Origin of the sequence: Streptantibioticus ferralitis, from assembly GCF_029223525.1 — a bacterium.
Taxonomy (GTDB): Bacteria; Actinomycetota; Actinomycetes; order Streptomycetales; family Streptomycetaceae; genus Streptantibioticus_A; species Streptantibioticus_A ferralitis.
Genome location: NZ_JARHTQ010000003.1, coordinates 141,057 through 160,053, shown reverse-complemented (window position 1 = coordinate 160,053; position 18,997 = coordinate 141,057). Strand labels below are relative to the sequence as shown.

Below are 18,997 nucleotides of genomic sequence, written 5' to 3'. Positions count from 1 at the left end.
CCCTTCATGAGCAGCAGGAACAGTTGGCAGAACAAGCAGTCGGCACGTGAGCGGCTGAAGGCCGATCGAGAGCGCGCGGCGCGGCGGTCAAAGCTGCGGCGGCGTCTCGGTATCGGCGCGGTCGCCGTCGCCGCGGTCGCCGCTGCCGCCGCGGGCGTGGTGTTCGCCGGCTCGGCCTCCGGCTCCGGCGAGGGCGACAACTGGGCCCGGATACCCGCCGACGCCGCGTCCAAGCCGCTGAAGACCCCGAAGAACGTGGCCACCGACGGCATCACGGTCCCGTACGGCGACCCGCACAACGCCAACGTGCTGTCGGTGTACGAGGATCCGCGCTGCTCCATCTGCAAGATGTTCGAGCAGACGGACGGCGACGAGGTGCGCAGGCTGGCCGACCAGGGCAAGTACCGCGTCGAATACCACTCCGCCACCTTCCTCGACCGCTCCGCGGACGAGTCCGGCTCCAGGACCGCGCTGGCCGCGCTCGGCGCCGCACTCGACCAGGGCGGTGTGCCGAAGTACCTCGCGTACAAGAAGGTGCTGTTCGAGAACCAGCCCGAGGAGCAGACCGACCGCTTCGCGGACACCGACTACCCGCTGGAGCTGGCCGGAAAGGTGCCGGGGCTGAAGACCCCGGCATTCGAGCGCGAGGTCCGCGAGGGAATGTTCGTCCCGTGGGCGGTGAAGACCGGAAAGGCGTTCAACGACGCCAAGGCCCGCGACGGCAAGCCGATCGGCGGCACCCCGACCGTGCTGCTCAACGGCGCACGGTTGAACGTACTCACCCAGACCGGGCCGGTCGCCCCCACGGGCTTCGCCGCCGAGGTCGAGCGGGCGCACTGACGGGACGTCCCCGGGCAACCCGTGACCGGCCTACGGTCACGGGTTGGTTTCGGTCCTCATACCCTCCGCCAGGTCGGGTAGCCGCGCGGCCATGACCCGCGCGCCGCCCCCCGGAAAGGCGCGATGGCACAACTGCGCCTGGAGGAGCATGAGTTACCACGACGACCCTGACCATCACGAAACACAGGCGCTCACCAGACGCGGTCTGCTGCGCGGCGGTGCGGCGTTCGCCGCCCTGGGCCTCGGCGCCTTCGCCGCCGCCGGATGCAGCCGGGTCCCCACCGCCGATGCCACCGACGGCGGCAACCTGCTGGACCGGCTGCGCAAGCAGGGCACCGTACGCGTGGGGATCGCGGGTGAGATCCCGTACGCGTACATCGACAAGAACGGCCGGCTGACCGGCGAGGCGCCGACCGTCGCCAAGACCATCTTCAGCCGGCTCGGCGTTCCGCACACCCAACCGGTACCCATCGACTTCGGTTCCCTCATCCCCGGTCTGCGGTCCAACCAGTTCGACGTCATCGCGGCCGGGATGTTCATCAACCCCACCCGGTGTCAGCAGGTCCTGTTCTCCGACCCCGACTACCAGGTGCAAGAAGCACTCATCGTCCCCAAGGGCAATCCGAAGAAACTGCGCAGCTACGCGGACATCGCCAGGTCCGGCGCATCCATGGGCGTGGCCACCGGCGGCATCGAGATCCAGTACGCGAAAAGCTACGGCGTACCCGGCGGCAAGGTCGATATCTACAACGACCAGCTCAGCGGGCTGGAGGGAATCGAGGCCGGCCGTATGGACTGCTTCGCGGGCACCAGCCTCACACTGCGCAATCTGCTCGCCACCGGACATCACCCGAAGGTCGAGCTGACCGAGCCCTTCATTCCGGTGGTCGGCGGCAAGAAGCAGTACGGCGCGGGCGGCTACGGATTCCGGCCCGGTGAGACCCGGCTGCGCGACGCCTTCAATTCCGAGCTGCACAAAATGCGTTCCAGCGGTGAACTCCTCCGTCTGATCCGGCCGTTCGGCTTCACCGAGACCGAATCGACCACGCTCACCGCTAAGGAGTTGTGCGGCTGATGACGACCGGACTCTACGAACTCCTTTTCAAGGGCCTGTGGGTCACCCTCCAACTCACCGTGTTCAGCGCCGTGTTGGCGGCGCTGATCGCCTTCGCGGCCGGTCTGGCGCGGCTGTCCCGGTTCTGGATCGTGCGCTTCGTCTCCGGCGTCTACGTGGAGTTCTTCCGCGGCACCTCGGCGCTGGTCCTGATGTTCTGGCTGTTCTTCGCGCTGCCGCTGCTCGGCTGGCAGCTGGCCGCGCTGTGGGCGGGCACCTTGGCGCTCGGGCTCTCCTACGGCGCCTACGGCTCGGAGGTGGTCCGCGGTGCGATCCGCGCGGTCCCGGCCGCGCAGCGCGAGGCGGCGCTCGCGCTGAGCTTCACCCCGTGGCAGCGGATGTGGCTGGTGATCCTGCCGCAGGCGGTCCCGGAGATGGTGCCGCCGTTCTGCAACCTGCTGATCGAGCTGCTCAAGGGCACCGCCCTCGCCTCGGTCCTGGGCATCGGTGAACTCGCCTTCGGCGCCCAGTTGGTGCGGCTCGCCACCGGGCAGAGCGCCCAGGTCTACGGGATCATCCTGGTGATGTACTTCGTGGTCGCGTTCCTGATCACCCGCGGTATGCGACTGCTGGAGCGGCGTGCCAAGGCCTCGGTCGGCCGGGTACCGCAACGCGACCGGACCACCGCGAAACGGGTGCCGCCCGGCGCCGTTGGCCCGGGCGTCGGCACGATCGGCGGTGGCGCCCGATGAAGACCTGGGACTGGTCGTACACCGGGCATGTGCTGCCCGACCTGCTGCGCGGGCTGCTGGTCACGCTGGAGGCGACCGCGCTGGGCTCCGTGCTGGCCTTCCTGCTTGGCCTGGTGTGGGCGCTGGCGCTGCGCACACCGACCCGCTGGGTGCGCTGGCCGGTGGGCGCGGTGGTGGAGTTCATCCGCAACACCCCGCTGCTGGTGCAGTTGTTCTTCCTGTTCTACGTGCTGCCGACCGCCGGTATCACCTTCTCCCCGCTGACCACGGGGGTGATCGGCCTCGGGCTGCACTACTCGACCTACACCGCCGAGGTGTACCGCGCCGGGATCGACGGGGTGCCGGTCGGGCAGTGGGAGGCGGCGACCGCGTTGAGCCTGCCGCGCCGCCGCACCTGGATCGCGGTGATCCTGCCGCAGGCGATCCGCCGGGTGGTCCCTGCGCTCGGCAACTACGTCATCGCGATGTTCAAGGACACGCCGATGCTCGCTGCCATCACGGTGCTGGACATGCTCAAACAGGCCGAGGAGGCAGGCGCGGAGTCCTTCCGCTACACCGAGCCGATCACGGTGGTCGGCCTGCTGTTCGTGCTGATCGCCTACCCGACGTCCCTTCTGATGCGAGCCCTGGAGCGCCGCCTTGGCAACTGACATCCCTCACCAGACGACTTCCGAGACCACTGCGGGCGGCGAGTTGGTCCGCTTCGAGAAGGTCACCAAGCGCTTCGGCGCGACCACCGTCCTCGACCGGTTGGACTTCACCGTCAGCCAGGGCAAGCACGTCACCCTGATCGGCCCGTCCGGCTCCGGCAAGACCACGATCCTGCGGCTGCTGATGACGCTGCTCACCCCGGACGACGGGCGGATCCTGGTGGACGGTCAGCCCCTTGACGCGGAGGTGCGCAAGAAGATCGGCATGGTCTTCCAGCAGTTCAACCTGTTCCCCAACATGCGGGTGCTGCGCAACGTCACCGAAGCGCCGGTGCATGTCCTGGGACTGAGCAAGGACGAGGCGGTGGAGCGCGCCAAGGGCCTGTTGGAGATGGTCGGACTCGGTGGCAAACTGGACGCGTATCCGACGCAGTTGTCCGGTGGCCAGCAGCAGCGGGTGGCGATCGCGCGTGCGCTGGCGATGCGTCCGCAGGTGCTGCTGCTGGACGAGGTGACCTCGGCGCTCGACCCGGAGTTGGTGGCAGGGGTGCTGGACGTACTACGGGACATCGCCCGCAGCACGGACATCACCATGCTGTGTGTCACACATGAGATGAACTTCGCACGGGACATCTCGGATCGGGTACTGATGTTTGACGAGGGCCGGGTGATTGAGTCCGGTCCGCCGGAGCAGATTTTCGGTGCACCCGAACACGAGCGGACCCGCGAATTTCTCAGCGCGGTGCACTGAACGGCCCGGGTACTGCGGATATCCGCCGGATGCACAAGGGGCATCCGGCGGAATTAGCAGGGCCACACCAACAGGGTTCATGACGTGGGCATATGCCAGAGTGGTACGTCCCTGCATATACGCGCGAGAACCCTCATCGAAGTGCGCAACCACTGCTCTTGGCACCCCGGTTGGGGCTATCGTAGAAGCCGGTCCGCTGCCGGGACCGGTCTGCCGATCTCTTCGACAGGCACCCGGCAGCCGCGACCATGACGCAAGCGGTCATACCTGCGAGGGGGACACCGTGTCGCTGGAGCACCGACAAACCGCGCCGGCCTACGCGGCGGTCCAGTACGCAATGCGCGTACTGGCAACCGTGGACCGCCATGGCCGCGGCGTGACGGCCGACCAGCTTTCCCGTGACATAAGCGTACCCGTCGACTATCTGGCACCACTGCTTTCCATGCTGAAGAACGAGGGCTATCTCGATCTCCAGCCGGGTGGCGCCTATGTGGTCGGCGAATCGGCGGTCCTGCTCGGTAGCGGCACTCGGCAGCGCGCCCTGAGCGACAAGCTCAAGGCGATCCTCACCAGGTTGCGTGACGAGGTCGGCGCCGCGGTGTACTTCAGCCGCTACGACGACGGTGAGGTGCGGATCGTCGACTACGCGGACGGGCCGACGGCGCCCAAGGTCAACGAGTGGGTGGACTTCCGCGACGCCGCGCACGCGAGCGCGGTGGGGAAGTGTCTGCTCACCCAACTCGACCTGGACGGCCGCCGGGACCACGTCTCGCGGCACAAGGTGGCCCGCTTCACGTCCAAGACGATCACCAATGAGCGGGTGCTGTTCACCACGTTGGACAGCCAGCCCTCCACCGTCCCCACGCTGGATCTGCAGGAATACGCGGTGGGTACGGTGTGCGCGGCGGTTCCCATCACCATCGGCGCGGCGGTCGGTTGCCTGGCGGTCTCGATGCCGCTGGACCGTGCGCACTCCCTGCGGAAGGCGGCGGACACGCTCAACAAGCGCGCCGCGCCGGTGCTGTTGTCACTGTCGATCTGAACGCATGATGGGCCGGGCGAGCGCCCGACCCATCATGCGAGGCCCTGCCGTGCTAGCAGGGGCCTTCGTCCTGCCAGACGCCTGAGCCTCCGGTGGAGGGCGCCTCGCCCTGCGTCCACCACTTGGCCTTCCAGGTGTGGCCGTTGTACGAGACCTGGTCGCCGCCGACGTAGACCGCACTGTTGTTGTACGCGGGCGCCGCGCACGGCCCGGTGGGGGTCGGCGTGGGTGTCGTGGTGGGCGGGTTGGATCCCGCGAACCGCACCGAGTACTTGGTGAAGTCGTAGTCGCCCTGCGGAACGCTGCTGCACGTCCCGGACGTCTTGCCGTTGTTGTCCGGTGGGCTGCACTGCCGGTCCCGGTTGACCGACCAGAACGTGTAGCGCGCCATGTGGTGGCTGGTCGCGTAGTCCAGCACCGTCTGGAAGTCGGACTGGTAGAAGTACTCGCCGCTGTCGCTGCGGCCGTTCATCTGCGAGATGCCCTCGTGCGCGTACGCGGTGGCCGCGTCCCAGCCGAAGGTCGACTGCAGGATGGAGTTGAAGTTGGTGAGCGCGCTGGTCTGCGCCGCCGCCCCGTTGAAACCTCCGTCGAACGGCATGATGGAGAAGTTGTTCGGGGTGAACCCCTGCGTCTTGGCCTCGTTGAGCATCTGCTTGCCGAACCAGCCGGTGCCGTCGGTGGTGCCCGCGGTGGTCACCGAGAGGTAGATGCCGGGATTCTGCTGCTGGAGGATCTTGGCCGCGCCGATCTCGTTGTGGATGGCGGCGGAGTTCTCGTACTCGGGTTCCTCAAGGTCGAAGTCGATCGCCTTGAGACCGTACTTGTCGATCGCCTGCTGGTACGCGGCCGCGGTGGCCTCCGGCGTACCGCAGGTCTGGCCGAGCTTGGTGCCGCCGTAGCCGCCGACGGAGGCCGAGACATCGCCGCCCTTGGCGCGGATGGCGGAGATCACATTGGCCACGGCGGTGTCCGAGGAGACCGCGTCCGTGCCGCCCCAGGTGGGCGAACAGCCGCCACCGTTCGGCGCGAGGACGAACGCCAGCTGGAAGGCCTTCAGACCGGTGGCATCCATCACAGCGCCCGGGTCCGGCGGATCGTTGTCGAGCGGCATCAGGTACGGCGCCGCCGCGTACCAGTTGCCGCCGACCCCGCTGGCTGCGGCCGGGGCGGCATGACTGGTGGCCACGACGGTGGTCAGGGCACCGATGGCGAGGGCGGCCGCCGACGCGGCGGCCGCGAGCGATTTGAGTCTGCTGGGCACAGGGCCTCCTGTGGGGGTGGAGGTGGTACAGACCAATGCCCCACAGAGTGTCCCGGTGACGCGATCGCGTCAATAGATTGGACTGGACCAGTACCGCTCGAGCGCATGGTCATGAGCACCCTTCCGGATCCGGTAGAGTTTCCTGTGAGCGAGCGCCGCTAGCTCAACTGGCAGAGCAGCTGACTCTTAATCAGCGGGTTCGGGGTTCAAGTCCCTGGCGGCGCACCACGGCCCCTCACGCTTGCGTGAGGGGCCTTTTTGCGTTCAGTTCTCTCTCCCCCCGTTGCCGGTGCCCGTATCTTGCCGTTACGCGGGGCGGCCTCCGGCCCGGTAACGGTTCCGCTCGCGCTTGGCGGTTCCGGGTACGGAGATTTCCCTCCCACCCCCCGTTGCCGGTGTCCGCATCTTGCCGTTGCGCACGGCTGCCGCCCGGCCCACCCCCTTCCGCCGTCGACTGCGCTCCCGGCTGAGTGGGTGGGGATACGAACCCGAGGGGAAGAGGGCCAAAAGAATCGCACCCCCTGCGGATCGTGATGGCCCCCCACCCCTCCGGCCCCGACCCCGCCCACAAACGACCCAGCGCAACGGCACCCAAACGGTCCCGGCAACGGGCGAGAGGGAGGGTCCCCAAAACCCCGCACCGGAGGCGGTCACCGGAACCCGCTCCCATCAGGTAATATTTCCACGTCGGTGAGCGCCGCTAGCTCAACTGGCAGAGCAGCTGACTCTTAATCAGCGGGTTCGGGGTTCAAGTCCCTGGCGGCGCACCAGTCACGTAGGGCCCCTCGCATAACGCGAGGGGCCCTACGTGCGTCGCGGCTACCGCGCCAGCCGCCCCAGCAGCGACGACGCAGCCGCGATCCCCAGCGCCGCCGCCACGGCCAGCACACCGAAGTCCAAGCCCAGGCGGGACGGAGTCCCGATCAACAGACCGCGCAGAGCATCGACCTCGTAGCTGAGCGGATTGATCCGGCTGACCACCCGGAGCCAGCCCGGCATCACGGACACCGGGTACAGCGCGCTGGAGCCGAAGAACAGCGGCATGGTGATTGCCTGGGCCATGCCTCTTTCGTAGACTATTCCCCATGACGACAAACGAGCAGGCCAGCGGCCCGACCCCCTTACGCAGCCGTCGGATAGCAAAGATCGCAGGCACTCAGCGAGGGAAGCGCCACCGCTCCAGTTGGGCAGGCGAAACGGCAGCGATCTACTGCCGGATCTCGCATGTCAACGACGACGACCAAACCGGGGTGGACCGCCAGCAGCGACTATGCCGAGAGGTAGCTGAACGCCTACAGCTCAACGTGCCCAATGATCTTGTCTTTGTGGACAACAACCGGTCTGCGTGGAGCCGCAAGCGCAAGCGGAAGGGTTGGGACGCCCTACTCAACGCCGCCCGCGAAGGTCAGGTACGTCACATCCTCGTCTACCACCCGGACCGCCTGATGCGGCAGCCCTACGACCTGGAGGAGCTGCTACAGGTCGCGGACGACAACGACCTAACATTGCACGGTCAAGCGAACCAGCGGGATCTGTCAGACCCGGATGACCGCTTTTTCCTCCGCATCGAGGTAGCCCACGCTTGCCGCTCCAGTGATGACACTTCGCGACGTCTCACGGACGCGACAATCGATCGGGCTAAGGATGGCCTACCGCACGGAGGCAAGCGCCGGTACGGGTATGACAAGACCGGACTCAAGGTCATTCCTGAAGAAGCCGAAATCGTTCGCGAGATTTTCGCCGGGTACCTGGACGGGAAGACGCCCCAGAAACTTGCACGGGAGCTTAACGAAAGGAAGGTGCCCACGGCCCTAGGCAAGGAGTGGAACCCGCACAACGTTCGCGCACTACTCGACAATTACCACGTGGCCGGAATCAGGGTTTTCCGAGGCAAAGAAGTAGGTGATGGGGAATGGCCAGCCATCATCGACCGGGGAACATGGAACGAGGCACGAGACCGACGCCAATACCGCTCAGTCCCGAAACCGGCGGACAATGACTCAAACCGCTTCTACCTTCTGCGGGGAATCGTCACCTGCAAGCGATGCGGCACCTATATGTCAGGTTCGGATGGACGGTACTTGTGCAGCCGCAGCCAGCGCACCGACAGCCAAGCATGCGGACGCGCGGCAAGCGCGCCCACGCTCGAAAGATTCATCGTAGATGCGGCAATCAAGCAGCTCGAAAAGTTGGATATCACAGGAGCTACTAGCGCGCCGGAATTGGGGGCGGATGACAAATCAGCCATTGAGGAAGACGAGCGAGAGCTAGAAGAACTAAAGGCGATGTGGGATGCCCGAGAGATCAAAACCCGCGAGTACCGAGAGATGCGAAAGACGATCGAAGATCGCATCTCCAGCCTTCGGCGAAAGCTAGTCGTGCGACCCACCGTTGAGGTCCTTAAAGGGTTGGTGGGACCCCAAGCGCGCGCAAGTTGGGAAGCGCTGGAAGAGGCCGAAGAGTTCGAGCGAATGAACGCCGTTCTCCGTTTCCTGTTCGCCGCCGTAATAATTGACGCATCTAGTACGCGCGGCCGGGCATTCGACTACGGGCGAGTCGATATCGACCCTAATCCGCTGTAACGAATACGGGGGACCCGATTCAGGGTCCCCCGCAATCATTCGCCGTCCTCTTCAGAAGGAAGTCTGAGCAACCGAGCTAAACGACGCGCACTCTCTTGGCTAATGCGAGTCGGCAATTTGGCGCAGATACGTTCCAAGTGCCGGGCGCGTTCCGTCTCTGAATCAGGCTGCTTCGCCAAGCGACCACCTCCCGCGACAGTCGGCCAAAGCTTCCCTGCCGTCCTCACGGGCGTGTGCTTGTTGCTCTGCTATCGCCCGGGCGAACCATGCTTGGCCGAGGCTGTGACCGCTACCGACGTAGCGCCAGGCCGACTCAACGACCGCCACGCCGACGCCGTAGGCCGTCTGATCGCCTGCCGCCTTTTGCCGGTAGGCGGCACGGGCCACGCGTAAGGCTGCGTACGTGGTGGAGTACACCCGGGATTTAGTGAGCACGTGCCCGCGAAATCCAAGTGTGTGAGCCCATGCCCGCAGCCGTAGGCCCTCGAATTCGGGTAGACCACCCAAGCGCCAGCACGTCGCCATCAGTGCTCGCACATGAGGGTTTACTGCCAGCAGCCATATTTCCCCGAGTGAGATCACGCGCTGATCCGTGCCGCCCGCGTCGCCGATGCTTTTCGATGTGTACTTCGCTATGTAAGCCGCTACCGCGTCATCGCTCACGGCCTCCCCGTCCCCGAAGGCGTGGATAGGGTGAACGTCGATTTGCGTGCCCCACCTGATGACCCGTTCGCCCACGGCAGCCGAATACGGAGTCCGCACAACCACCGTTTCGGCAGCAGATCGCACTGCGTCTTGCAGGAGTTCGACCGAACCCCACCCGGGCGGGGACGCATCCGGTCCGTCGGGACCATCGAGCCGGATCACAGCATGGAAGTGCACGGCACCGCGCTTTTGGTACTCCGCGACTTTGGCGAAGGACAGCCGTGCATACTGCGGGAAGGCACTTTGGTTGATGCCCGCCCGGGTCGCCAGGTGTCGCCGCACCGCGTGCGTCCAACGGGTCCACAGCGTGCCCGCCATGGCATGCCAGAGCACGTGCCCGACGAGGTCATAGCAGTCGCGGCACAGCGGTTGCCCTACCGCAGGGTCGGTGTCGGCATGGCGCAGGCCGCAGCCGACCGGCCGCCCGTGCTCGCAGACGCCACCGTCCCGCCTCGGGTGGCACCGGCCGCCCGTACTGTGCACGGCGCCGAAAGACGGAGCTGTCAGGGTCACGAACAACCGGGGATGATCCCGCACCGCCACCGGAGTGCCTTTCCCGCCGACCAGGCCGGAGCGCACCACGTGATACGTGTCGCCAGCGTGCAGGTAGCTACACGGCCCGCACCGTGATTTCCGACGGTTGTTGCAACGCAGTGCCAGCCGTCCACCCGGCTCAGCCTCAGTCGAATAGCGCCGGATGATGCTCCCCGAAACCGGGTCACGCCATGTGGTCTGACCCGACAGGTAAATGGGGTGCGCGCAGCCGCCGATATTGCGTATCTGTTCCAACCACCGGGAAAATCCCGGCTCGTTCGCCACGCGGACCATATCCGCCTGTGTAGGGGAAAGCGCGCGCAAGCGCTCAGCCAGGTCAAGGACTGAGCGCCGCGTGTCAACGTCTGTATGCGGGTTACCGGATATGGACACGGCGGAGACCTTCCAAGGGGAGCGGCCCAACGCAGAGCCGCCACAACGTGGATCGACATAGGAGGTAGGACGGTCATGGTTTCCTTGCAGTCGATGAGAGCGTTTTCTCACCGCTCGCGGACAGGTGGCTTACCCCAGCCACCACAGCGCAGCGCATTCACGGCAAGAACATGTGCAGAATGCCGTTAATGATCCACGCGACACCGTAGCCAACGGGAGTCATACCAATCTCAAAGAAGAAGACCCCAATGACCACCACATGCCACACGCGGATTTCTTTACTGCGCACGGCCATAAACCAGATGACACCCAAGACGATCTCGACTAGGTACAGCTCACTCGGGTTAATCGGTGTGGTCATACCGCTTCCACCCCTTCTGCAGTGGCGGACGCCAGCGCCGGGAAGTCCGGCCGGAGCCAGGCAGTCTCGGCAGCAACCTCGCGCGCGTGGTCGGTTGGCACATGGGTGGAGCGAGCCCGCAGCCACCGGCCGCCAACTGTGGTCACCGCGACCCCCCGTTCCTCCTCCGTGATCATCTGAGCCGCCGCGAGGGCATCCGGAGCCAGGTCGCCCAACGCCATTTCGGCAGTGGTGGGATCGTTGACGCGATGAGCCACGCGCCCGCTCAGTTGTGCCCGCAGCGCCGTGACGCCCGCGCCGAGTTCGGCACCGAACCGTTGGCCTGCGACCACCAGGTGGACCCCGAGCGCCGCCCCGAGCTGCGCCAGTCGGAGCAGCAGCACCGCGCACGCGGTCGTCTCATCGCGTGCTTCGCGCGACCCGTCCGACAGGTACAACTCGGCGATCTCGTCCACGATCACCACCAGCGGCATCGGGCGGTCATCTTCTGGCAGTTCCCACACGTTGCGCACGCCCGCCGCACGGCAGACGGACATACGGCTTTCCAGTTCCGTCACCAGCGCTTCCAGCAGCGCCCGCGCCTGCCGTCGATTGATCGCCAGGGCCGAGAGCCGAGGAGCCCACAGCGACAGCTCAAGACCGCCTTTGCAGTCGATACCGACCAGGCCCACCGGCTGACGAGCCAGCGCCACGAGGAGCGCTCCCAACCAGTTGGATTTGCCGGACGTCGTCGCGCCGACGACCAGCCAATGAGCCACCGTCCGGAAATCGACCAGCCACGCGCCGCCGCTCTCGATCCGGCCGACCCGCGCCATCAACAGCCGTGCAGGCTCCGGCGTTTCCGCGACCTCTGCGTCCGTGAGCGGATCGCGGGCTGTCACCGTGATCACCACGAGGCCGCGCGCCGGGGAGGTGACACGCACCCCGTACACCCCCCACGCGTGCGCAAGCGCGTCCACCGCCTGTACGAACGGCGCGGGTGTCTGTCCGGCATGTAAGCCGACCTTGACGACCAGGCCCCCACGTGTAGGACGCGGCAGGCCCAAGCGCGGCGGGATTTGCCGCAGCGCACTGCCCTGCACCACCAAGCCGCCGAGTAGCCCACGGTTACCCCTAGGCGAGATGGACAGATTGTTCAGCAGGCAGGTCTGCCGCCAGGTCAACCGCATCCGAATCACGGTCGCCGGGAACCCCGCCAGGTACCACCGCCACGGCACCGCCCGCAGGTCGATACCGCGACGAGTCAGCCGAGGCTCCCACCGCCGCCGGGTGAGGTAGGCGATGCCCACCAGGACCAAGGCGGTCAGCCAGATATAGCGCGCGACCACGTCAGTCCCCCTCCTCCTGCGCAGCCTGGAGACGCACCAGCAGCAACCGAGCAATCTGAGATGCGTCTTCTGCCCGACGCCCGACCAGTGCGAGCAGGTATTCGAGGGCGGGTATGTCACCCTCACTCATCAGCAGCGCCTCAGCACCAGCCAAAGACCGAAGGCTGTGCATCAAGTGCGCGAACTGCCCCTCAGAATCGAAGGTGAGCGGCATCACGCGTCACCCCCCGACTTGCCACCCCGCCCAGACGACACCGGACCGCCCGCAGTGATCGCCGCTGCCGACCACGTGACGCCCGTGCGTCCTTCGATCTCCCAGTCGTTATGCCACAGATCAATGATCTTGACCGGCATACCGGTAGTGATGCCCTGCGGCTCACCCGAGAGCACGACCTCAATCACCTCTGAGTCGGTGCGTCGCCCGTTGTTGGCCGTCACCGCGACCGAGACGACCCACTGAATGACGCCGTCGCGATCCTTGCGCGGTTGCCCGTTCTGATCCGTGCGCTGACGCGGCGGAACCAGACAGATCGCCGCTTCAAAACGATCCGCCGCTATCGGTTTGTTCATCGCTTCCTTCCCTTCCAGGGGGCCAGTTGGCGCCCCTACATCCCTTAACGGATCCACTCATCCGCAGGTTCCCTGGTCCACTGGTCCCCTGCCTAAGTGCACCAGGTGCGCCCCCCATGCGCCCCTGGACAGGTCCAGACAAGCACCTATCCTGTCCCCTATGTAAGTCGCGCCCGTATACCACGCTGGTCTGACACTCACCGCCGAAGGAGACCCGCCCGCTATGGAGCTGCAGCCGCCAGCCGCCAGGTTTCAGCAGATCGCCCGCCATCTTGCCGACCGGATCGCCGCTGGTGAATACTCGCCCGGCGCCCGGCTGCCGAGTGAGTCAGAGATGATGGCTCGGTGGGGGGTCAGTAAGAACACGGTTCGATACGCGTTGCAAGAGTTGCGCAATATGGGTCTGGCCGAGAGCCAGCAAGGCAAAGGAACGTTCGTTCTTGCCGCTCCTGCACCGGCCGCCACCATCGCGCGCCAGATCACCCGCAGCGGTCGCCACCACATGGAACAGGGTTACACCGAGGCGGGAGAGCCCACCGTACAGCGGACCGTAATTGAAGGAGCGTCAGCAGGCTTCCTTGGCCGGGACCCAAATGACGAGGACGAGGCCCTACGGGTGGATCGGGTACTTGTCGATCACACGGGACACCGGGCGCTGCACCGGGTGACCCTCCCTATGGATCTGTCGAGTACTGCGCCTGAGGTGATCAACTCCCCGAACCGGCCGATGACCGATCTCTATGACGACCTCAAGGAAGCCGGGCACGATCTTGCGTGGACCGAGTACGTCACCGCGCGCCCCGCTCTGCCCGATGAGCGGCTGGCGCTCATGGTCGGCGACACCAGCCCCACCGTTCTGATCACCTACCGCGTCACGCACTCCGACGAGCGCCCGCTGATGGTCGAGGAGTTGCGCGCCTCAGCCGCTCGCACGCGCCTCGCCTACCCACTCACCGCGACCAGGCCCAAGGCCAAGCGCCCCCGCAAGGTGGCCGACACCGACGCGGAGTAACTTTTCTTTACTTACTCAAGGGCGCGCGCCTTACGGCGCGGGCCCCCCCCCCCCCCCCCCCCCCCCCCCGCCCGCCCGACGCCCGCCCGGCTGCGGCGTTCCGTCGGTCCGGTCGGTCGCCGGGCGGGCGTCGCGCGCGCAAGTCTCCTCCCCGAGCAGTACGAAACCCCCGCCAGCATCAGCCAGCGGGGGCCGCTTTGTGCCCCGTCTCGGTGTCAGACCTAGGGCACGAGCAGCGCTAGGACGCACCTGCCGTACCTCACCGGGCGCACTCGCGTGCGTGCTGCTGGGCGGTGAACCGGCTGGGCTGGACGCCCGTGATGAGCCGCCGCGCCCGGCACCCGGCACAGCGTAAGAACTCGCCCCGCTGCGTCACTTCCACCCACACCTCGTGACCGGATTTGTTCTTCCATCGCATGGTGATGCCCTTCCCGTAGTTCCGCGGATTGCGCGCCCCCGCCGGGGGGTTTTGCTGGGGGCGGCACTGCTAAGCGGTTTACATGGCGGGTAAGTCGCCGGCTGTCCGTACCGCTGTTGTGCGCGATGAAGGCTGGCAGGAAGAGGGGAAAGTCGGGGCGCTGCGACACCGTCGCCATCACCTGTCGCGGAGGCTTAAGGCCGTGAGCCGTACCGCTGCGCGGCACGGGCGGGTTGCTGCCGCGATGTGGCCGAGCGCCGTACAGTCTCCCACCCCGCGCCGTCATTTCGGGCAAGCGTCATGCGACGCCAGGTAGGCCGTAAGGAGCTGCGCCGACCGGGCGGAGAGCTTCACCCACGGCCGCCCTGTCTTGGTCATGTGCGGTCGCACCCGCAGCGTTCGCGCGTCCGCCGTCACGCCTGCCCGTGCTAATTCGTGGCACAGCTCCCGCGCCGCTGTCTCCGCTTCCGCATATCGGTTGGCATAGTCCACCTCCGGCAAGTGCTCGCCGTCGTCGTATTCGTCGTGGTCCTCGTTCCAGGTGGCCGCGCCGTCCACCGTCGCAACACCTTCCCATCTGCCAGGACCCCCCACAGGCGCCCCGGACCGCTGTCGATGCCACGCCGACCACCCACAGCCCACACGAGCCGAATCCCCAAGGTCACACAGACTGGAGGGAGTTGACGCACCCCCACGAAGAGACCAACCGTCACGTCGGCCTCAGGGGAACCTCGAATCGTACGCCTGCACACTCCACTTTTCGAGCCCCTTCCCGGGATTGGGAAGGGGCCCATAACCTTCTCACCAGCCGGTTTGTCAGCCGCAGACCCCTCCCGTGGGGGTAGACGGCTCGCATTGCAGATAGCCACTCCACACCCAGCCAGACGACCCGGCAGGCAGACCGCCCGCGCTGTCACCGTCCAGATAGACCCGCGACCACGACCCCGAAGTAGCCGTCACCTCCACCTGATCGCCGTAATACAGCAGGCCGATCACCGGACCGGAGCCCGAGCCGTCATGCAGCCTCACCCCGTCCGCCTCAATCTCTGTCTGATACACGTCCCGAGGCGTGACCCGCACCGCATGGCGGACCGCAGCAGCCGGAGCGGCGGCATTCGCCGGGGCCGCGACCAGGCCGAGCACAACCACCGTTACAGCCGCCGCCACCGCGCCGAGCCGCATACGCAAGGAACTCACTGCCAAACCTCCTTGTTGCCGGGTGCGTGGCGCCGGGACGCCCCCCGACGCCACCCATCCACTCAGTCAGGGGACTGGTCCCCTATGTAAGTTCGCCCGAAAGAAACTGGGCTTCGATCAGTTGTGGCCCGCCACCGGATTGCCGGGACCGTAGTAGCCATCCCCGGGCACGACCGACGGAGTACCCACGTAGTCCGCGTAGACCCAGCCGACAGACCCAGCATCCAGGCCCCCCGCGCTGGACTCCGGAAGAGAGACCTCGTACCAGGTCCCGCCGTCCAGGTCGGATGACGCGGCAATCACGTTGACCTGATCGCTGGTGTACAGCAGGCCCTGAACGCCGCCGTTGAGGTTGCCCGCAGTCCGCAGCCGCAGCCCATCGACCAGCACCGGAACCGGAGCACTGATCTCCGCCGCAGCCGGACCAGCCACCGACGACCCGCCGCCATCGGAAGGCACCGCCGCCACGGCAGGCACAGCCACAGAAGCCGTAACACCCAACCCGGCAGCCACAACGCCCACCAGCGCCAGCGCCCGCAGATGCTGACGTATTCTCAGATTTTGCACAGCTATCCCCTTGAGTCGTCGCCAACAAGCGCCCCTTACGGCGCCCATCACGCGAGACCCCCAGCATGCAACTTAGGCAGGGAAGTGGTCAACTGGTTCACTGGTCCCCTGCCTAAGCCGAGTGCGGCAAATGGCCCCGACCGTCAACCGAAACGTGGACGATCAGGGCCAATCGTGCGCGGGCTAGCTATCTGACGATTTCCTGCGTGCGAGCGTGCGAGCGCGCCGTTGTGCAGCGGCAGCCTTCACGCCCTCGGCCCGAGTTGTGGAGTACCCGTTCGGCTCCACCAGGTGGAAGCACAGGCCGCAGACATAGCCGCCCTCTGGACCCTCGATGACAGGTTGTTGACAGTTCTCACAGCGCATACCCGGCTCCACTCTGCTGCATCACCCGGACGCCCCGCAGTTGTTACACGACCAGCTTCCGTCCGGGCCCTGGATCACTGAGGCCCCGCAGTTCGTACAGTGCATGTGATCCTCCCTCAGGTCATGGTAAAGAGAACATGCTTGCTGCTCTACCGTGCCGGGCCAACTGAGTAGTAGCTAGCAACTTCCGCAGACATAGCCACCATTCGGCCCCTCGATGACCACCGCGCCGCACCTACCGCAGAGCGCTCCTGAACCTCCGTTTCCAGCGGTAGAGATCACTGGTGTAGTTCGTCGGCGAACGGATCCTTCCTCTGGCGTTCCTTGCATGCCGCCCCATCCGCACAGACAACCGTGGTCCACCACTCGTCATCGTCTTCGTCCAGGTCACGGCTTATCTCGGCGGTTTCAGCGGTAAGTCGGTAGTCACATAGATGACAGACCCAGGACACAGCATCGCCGCCGCCACCTTCACTGGTGAAGATCACCACCACGCCGCACGGTTCACACCGGTACCACCCTGGCGTGTCGTCGCATGGTTCGACTTCGTGCAGCCCCCACGGGCACAACATCGGCCCCTCCCAAGGGTGAACCCACTCCCCGCCAGGGGGGTGCCCGTGCATAGGGAGGCCATAGGGCACCATCGGTCACCGGCAGGGAGCGGGGATCAGGGGGTGTTAGGAGTGCTGACGATGGCTAAGGTGATCGCGGAACCAGCAACCGCCGAAGTGGCGATGATGAAGATCAAGCCCGTCACCCGAGCAATCCGCCCCGCGAAGGCAACGATCCAGGGTGGCCGGCGCTTGTGGCGGCTCACCGGAGACGCCTTAAGTCGTAGCGTGCGCTGATGTCAGCAGCACGCGCGCCCATCTCGCACGTCGGCCCCGCTGGTTCCACGTCAGCTACCAGCGCGCGCCACCGCCAACCACCGGCACCGGCGGGACGTAGCCGCACCAGCGAGCCGTCTACCTCCACGACGACGCCCACGAGGTCACGCGTCGTGTCCTTCACCACGGCACCCACCTCCGGCACGTAATCAGCGCTCACGCCACGCTGTAGGCCAGTAGAGATCTCTTCTGCGTGCTCTATCAGCACCTTCACCAACACCCCAGCGGCTACCTGCATTTGTTCCGCCATCGCCGTCAACAGCCCACCTTCGCCCGTGTGATCGTTCGGGTCGCCATGAGCCTCCGCGCCACCTGCGGGCGCGTCCTCCGATGTCATGCCGAGACCTCCGCCCTTTAGACATGACTCAGCATCAAGATCGCCAACCCGTGACGATACGGTCACGCAAGGCGATCGGAAGCCCAGGATGCACCTGACGACCCGTCGTATGCAAGGTCTGAAGATGCATACCTTGCATATGCGAACCTGCCTTGCAGGTAAGGGCAGTTGCCGGACAGAATCGCGAGGGCTGCTGTGCAGATGAAAGGGTGTGGACCATGGCCGCGAAGCGGCAGGCGCCGACAGTGCGACTCCGACGACTGGCCGCAGAGCTCCGCCGTCTCCGCGCCGCTGCTGAGTTGACCAGGGATGACGTCACCGCGCGCACCGGCATCAATCCCGCAACGCTGTACCGGATCGAGAAGGCGCGCGTCCAACCGCAGAAACGTGCCCTTGTTTCCTTGCTCGACCTGTACAACGTTCAAGAGCAACAACGTGGCGAAATCCTGGCGCTGTTGCAAGGGGCGAGCGACGAGGGATGGCTACGGCCGTATCACAGCGAACTACCCGAGGAATACACTGCGTACATCAGCTTTGAAGCTGAGGCGCGGACGGTACGCAACTATGAAAGCCTGTTCATCCCCGGTCTTTTGCAGACCGAAGACTACGCACGTGCCGTGATTACTGGCGTGTTGCCGATGGCCAACCCCAGGGAAATCGAGCAGCGGGTACAAGCACGCATGGAGCGCCAGGCAGTACTAACCAAGGACGACGCCCTACAACTCTGGGCGATCATCGATGAAGCCGCCGTCCATCGTATGGTTGGTGGCCCGAAGGTCATGCGGGAGCAACTGCAGCACCTGAGGAAGGCCGCAGCTGAGCCGAACCTGACGCTTCAGATCATCCCGTTCAGCGCAGGAGCACACCCAGGGATGCCCGGATCGTTCGTCCTCATGAGCTTCCCGGACGTAGACGATCCCGAACTCATCTACATCGACAGTATGGCGGGTGATCTTTTCCTTGAGGCTGACGTGGACGTACGCCGGTTTGGCGCGATCTTCGACAACCTACGCGCCGAGGCGCTGAGCCCCGGAGCCACGTCGAAATTGCTCACCACACTGGCCCAGGAGATTGAAGTAGGAGAGGAGGTAACGACATGAACAAGGTGAATTTCTCCGAAGCCGTGTGGCGGAAGAGTTCATACAGCAGCGGAAACGGTCAATGCGTAGAGACGGCAAGCCTCGGTGAAGTGGTGGCAGCACGCGACAGCAAAGACCCGCACGGCACAGCGCTGACCTTCTCGGCTGAGGAGTGGGCCGCTTTCATCAACGCAGTCAAGGCGGAGCGCTTCGCCTGATCTGCCCGACGCCCCCGGGCCCAAGCGCCGATACCGGCCGGGGGCGTCTGCATGTCCACGAAGGGGGTCACAGCGACCTCATGAGCGAGT

Annotated in this window: 22 protein-coding genes, 2 tRNA genes and 1 pseudogene; 12 read left to right on the top strand and 13 right to left on the bottom strand. The window is 65.8% G+C overall.

Annotated features, from left to right (window positions below):
- Window positions 1-6: 6 nt before the first annotated feature.
- The 6 genes from P2L57_RS06425 (at window position 7) to P2L57_RS06400 (ending at window position 5,089) form a co-directional block, all read left to right on the top strand.
- Window positions 7-840: a DsbA family protein gene (locus P2L57_RS06425; RefSeq protein ID WP_275809663.1), complete on the top strand. Its 834-nt coding sequence runs from the start codon at window positions 7-9 to the stop codon at window positions 838-840.
- A 148-nt stretch (window positions 841-988) separates the two neighbouring features.
- Window positions 989-1,915 carry an ectoine/hydroxyectoine ABC transporter substrate-binding protein EhuB gene (gene ehuB / locus P2L57_RS06420; protein WP_275809660.1) on the top strand — a complete coding sequence of 309 codons (927 nt, stop codon included), beginning with the start codon at window positions 989-991 and terminating at the stop codon, window positions 1,913-1,915.
- A complete protein-coding gene (gene ehuC / locus P2L57_RS06415) occupies window positions 1,915-2,646 on the top strand; it encodes an ectoine/hydroxyectoine ABC transporter permease subunit EhuC (RefSeq protein ID WP_275809657.1) in 732 nt (243 codons plus the stop codon). The genes ehuB and ehuC overlap by 1 nt, the downstream gene beginning before the upstream one ends.
- Window positions 2,643-3,296, top strand: coding sequence for an ectoine/hydroxyectoine ABC transporter permease subunit EhuD (gene ehuD / locus P2L57_RS06410; RefSeq protein WP_275809654.1), 654 nt, complete (start codon window positions 2,643-2,645; stop codon window positions 3,294-3,296). Before ehuC ends, ehuD begins: the two co-directional genes overlap by 4 nt.
- A complete protein-coding gene (locus tag P2L57_RS06405; RefSeq protein WP_275809652.1) occupies window positions 3,286-4,047 on the top strand; it encodes an amino acid ABC transporter ATP-binding protein in 762 nt (253 codons plus the stop codon). The genes ehuD and P2L57_RS06405 overlap by 11 nt, the downstream gene beginning before the upstream one ends.
- Before the next feature lie 337 nt (window positions 4,048-4,384).
- Window positions 4,385-5,089: an IclR family transcriptional regulator gene (locus tag P2L57_RS06400; RefSeq protein ID WP_303656034.1), complete on the top strand. Its 705-nt coding sequence runs from the start codon at window positions 4,385-4,387 to the stop codon at window positions 5,087-5,089.
- 52 nt (window positions 5,090-5,141) lie between these two features.
- On the opposite strand, the gene P2L57_RS06395 is transcribed toward P2L57_RS06400, so the two are convergent.
- The gene (locus tag P2L57_RS06395; RefSeq protein WP_372515635.1) at window positions 5,142-6,290 is read right to left on the bottom strand and encodes a carbohydrate-binding protein; all 1,149 of its coding nucleotides are present in this window, start codon (window positions 6,288-6,290) and stop codon (window positions 5,142-5,144) included.
- Between the two features lie 215 nt (window positions 6,291-6,505).
- Between P2L57_RS06395 and P2L57_RS06390 the strand changes: the two genes are divergently transcribed.
- Together P2L57_RS06390 and P2L57_RS06385 are read left to right on the top strand one after the other, a co-directional pair.
- Window positions 6,506-6,581 (top strand) — tRNA-Lys (locus P2L57_RS06390).
- Between the two features lie 466 nt (window positions 6,582-7,047).
- Window positions 7,048-7,123, top strand: a tRNA-Lys gene (locus P2L57_RS06385).
- Window positions 7,124-7,172: 49 nt separating this feature from the next.
- On the opposite strand, the pseudogene P2L57_RS06380 reads toward P2L57_RS06385, so the two are convergent.
- Window positions 7,173-7,418: pseudogene (locus tag P2L57_RS06380) on the bottom strand (ABC transporter permease); the annotation flags it as partial.
- 20 nt (window positions 7,419-7,438) lie between these two features.
- On the opposite strand from P2L57_RS06380, the gene P2L57_RS06375 reads away from it, so the two are divergent.
- Window positions 7,439-8,935, top strand: a complete 1,497-nt coding sequence (locus tag P2L57_RS06375) for a recombinase family protein (RefSeq protein WP_275809643.1) — start codon at window positions 7,439-7,441, stop codon at window positions 8,933-8,935.
- Between the two features lie 162 nt (window positions 8,936-9,097).
- Here the strand turns inward: P2L57_RS06375 and P2L57_RS06370 are convergent, their stop codons facing one another.
- From P2L57_RS06370 to P2L57_RS06350, 5 genes are all read right to left on the bottom strand, one after another.
- Window positions 9,098-10,468: a replication initiator gene (locus P2L57_RS06370; RefSeq protein WP_275809640.1), complete on the bottom strand. Its 1,371-nt coding sequence runs from the start codon at window positions 10,466-10,468 to the stop codon at window positions 9,098-9,100.
- 256 nt (window positions 10,469-10,724) lie between these two features.
- A complete protein-coding gene (locus P2L57_RS06365) occupies window positions 10,725-10,928 on the bottom strand; it encodes a hypothetical protein (RefSeq protein ID WP_275809637.1) in 204 nt (67 codons plus the stop codon).
- Window positions 10,925-12,256, bottom strand: a complete 1,332-nt coding sequence (locus P2L57_RS06360; RefSeq protein WP_275809634.1) for an FtsK/SpoIIIE domain-containing protein — start codon at window positions 12,254-12,256, stop codon at window positions 10,925-10,927. Before P2L57_RS06360 ends, P2L57_RS06365 begins: the two co-directional genes overlap by 4 nt.
- A 1-nt stretch (window position 12,257) precedes the next feature.
- On the bottom strand, window positions 12,258-12,470 hold the full coding sequence (locus P2L57_RS06355; RefSeq protein WP_275809631.1) for a hypothetical protein: 213 nt from the start codon (window positions 12,468-12,470) through the stop codon (window positions 12,258-12,260).
- Complete coding sequence (locus tag P2L57_RS06350; RefSeq protein WP_275809628.1) at window positions 12,470-12,826, bottom strand: hypothetical protein; 357 nt, start codon at window positions 12,824-12,826, stop codon at window positions 12,470-12,472. Before P2L57_RS06350 ends, P2L57_RS06355 begins: the two co-directional genes overlap by 1 nt.
- 223 nt (window positions 12,827-13,049) lie before the next feature.
- Between P2L57_RS06350 and P2L57_RS06345 the strand changes: the two genes are divergently transcribed.
- Window positions 13,050-13,838 carry a GntR family transcriptional regulator gene (locus P2L57_RS06345; protein ID WP_275809624.1) on the top strand — a complete coding sequence of 263 codons (789 nt, stop codon included), beginning with the start codon at window positions 13,050-13,052 and terminating at the stop codon, window positions 13,836-13,838.
- 700 nt (window positions 13,839-14,538) lie between these two features.
- Here P2L57_RS06345 and P2L57_RS06340 read toward each other — a convergent pair.
- The 6 genes from P2L57_RS06340 to P2L57_RS06315 form a co-directional block, all read right to left on the bottom strand.
- Window positions 14,539-14,814 carry a hypothetical protein gene (locus P2L57_RS06340; protein WP_275809621.1) on the bottom strand — a complete coding sequence of 92 codons (276 nt, stop codon included), beginning with the start codon at window positions 14,812-14,814 and terminating at the stop codon, window positions 14,539-14,541.
- A 258-nt stretch (window positions 14,815-15,072) separates the two neighbouring features.
- Window positions 15,073-15,453 carry an SH3 domain-containing protein gene (locus P2L57_RS06335; protein ID WP_275809618.1) on the bottom strand — a complete coding sequence of 127 codons (381 nt, stop codon included), beginning with the start codon at window positions 15,451-15,453 and terminating at the stop codon, window positions 15,073-15,075.
- A 117-nt stretch (window positions 15,454-15,570) separates the two neighbouring features.
- On the bottom strand, window positions 15,571-15,912 hold the full coding sequence (locus P2L57_RS06330) for an SH3 domain-containing protein (RefSeq protein ID WP_275809615.1): 342 nt from the start codon (window positions 15,910-15,912) through the stop codon (window positions 15,571-15,573).
- Between the two features lie 752 nt (window positions 15,913-16,664).
- A complete protein-coding gene (locus tag P2L57_RS06325) occupies window positions 16,665-16,877 on the bottom strand; it encodes a hypothetical protein (protein WP_275809613.1) in 213 nt (70 codons plus the stop codon).
- Window positions 16,878-17,053: 176 nt separating this feature from the next.
- Window positions 17,054-17,203: a hypothetical protein gene (locus tag P2L57_RS06320; RefSeq protein ID WP_275809611.1), complete on the bottom strand. Its 150-nt coding sequence runs from the start codon at window positions 17,201-17,203 to the stop codon at window positions 17,054-17,056.
- Window positions 17,200-17,610: a hypothetical protein gene (locus P2L57_RS06315; protein ID WP_275809608.1), complete on the bottom strand. Its 411-nt coding sequence runs from the start codon at window positions 17,608-17,610 to the stop codon at window positions 17,200-17,202. Before P2L57_RS06315 ends, P2L57_RS06320 begins: the two co-directional genes overlap by 4 nt.
- 218 nt (window positions 17,611-17,828) lie before the next feature.
- On the opposite strand from P2L57_RS06315, the gene P2L57_RS06310 reads away from it, so the two are divergent.
- Window positions 17,829-18,710 (top strand): helix-turn-helix domain-containing protein, encoded by an 882-nt coding sequence (locus P2L57_RS06310; RefSeq protein ID WP_275809605.1) that lies wholly within the window; start codon window positions 17,829-17,831, stop codon window positions 18,708-18,710.
- The gene (locus P2L57_RS06305; protein ID WP_275809602.1) at window positions 18,707-18,907 is read left to right on the top strand and encodes a DUF397 domain-containing protein; all 201 of its coding nucleotides are present in this window, start codon (window positions 18,707-18,709) and stop codon (window positions 18,905-18,907) included. The genes P2L57_RS06310 and P2L57_RS06305 overlap by 4 nt, the downstream gene beginning before the upstream one ends.
- Window positions 18,908-18,997 lie beyond the last annotated feature (90 nt).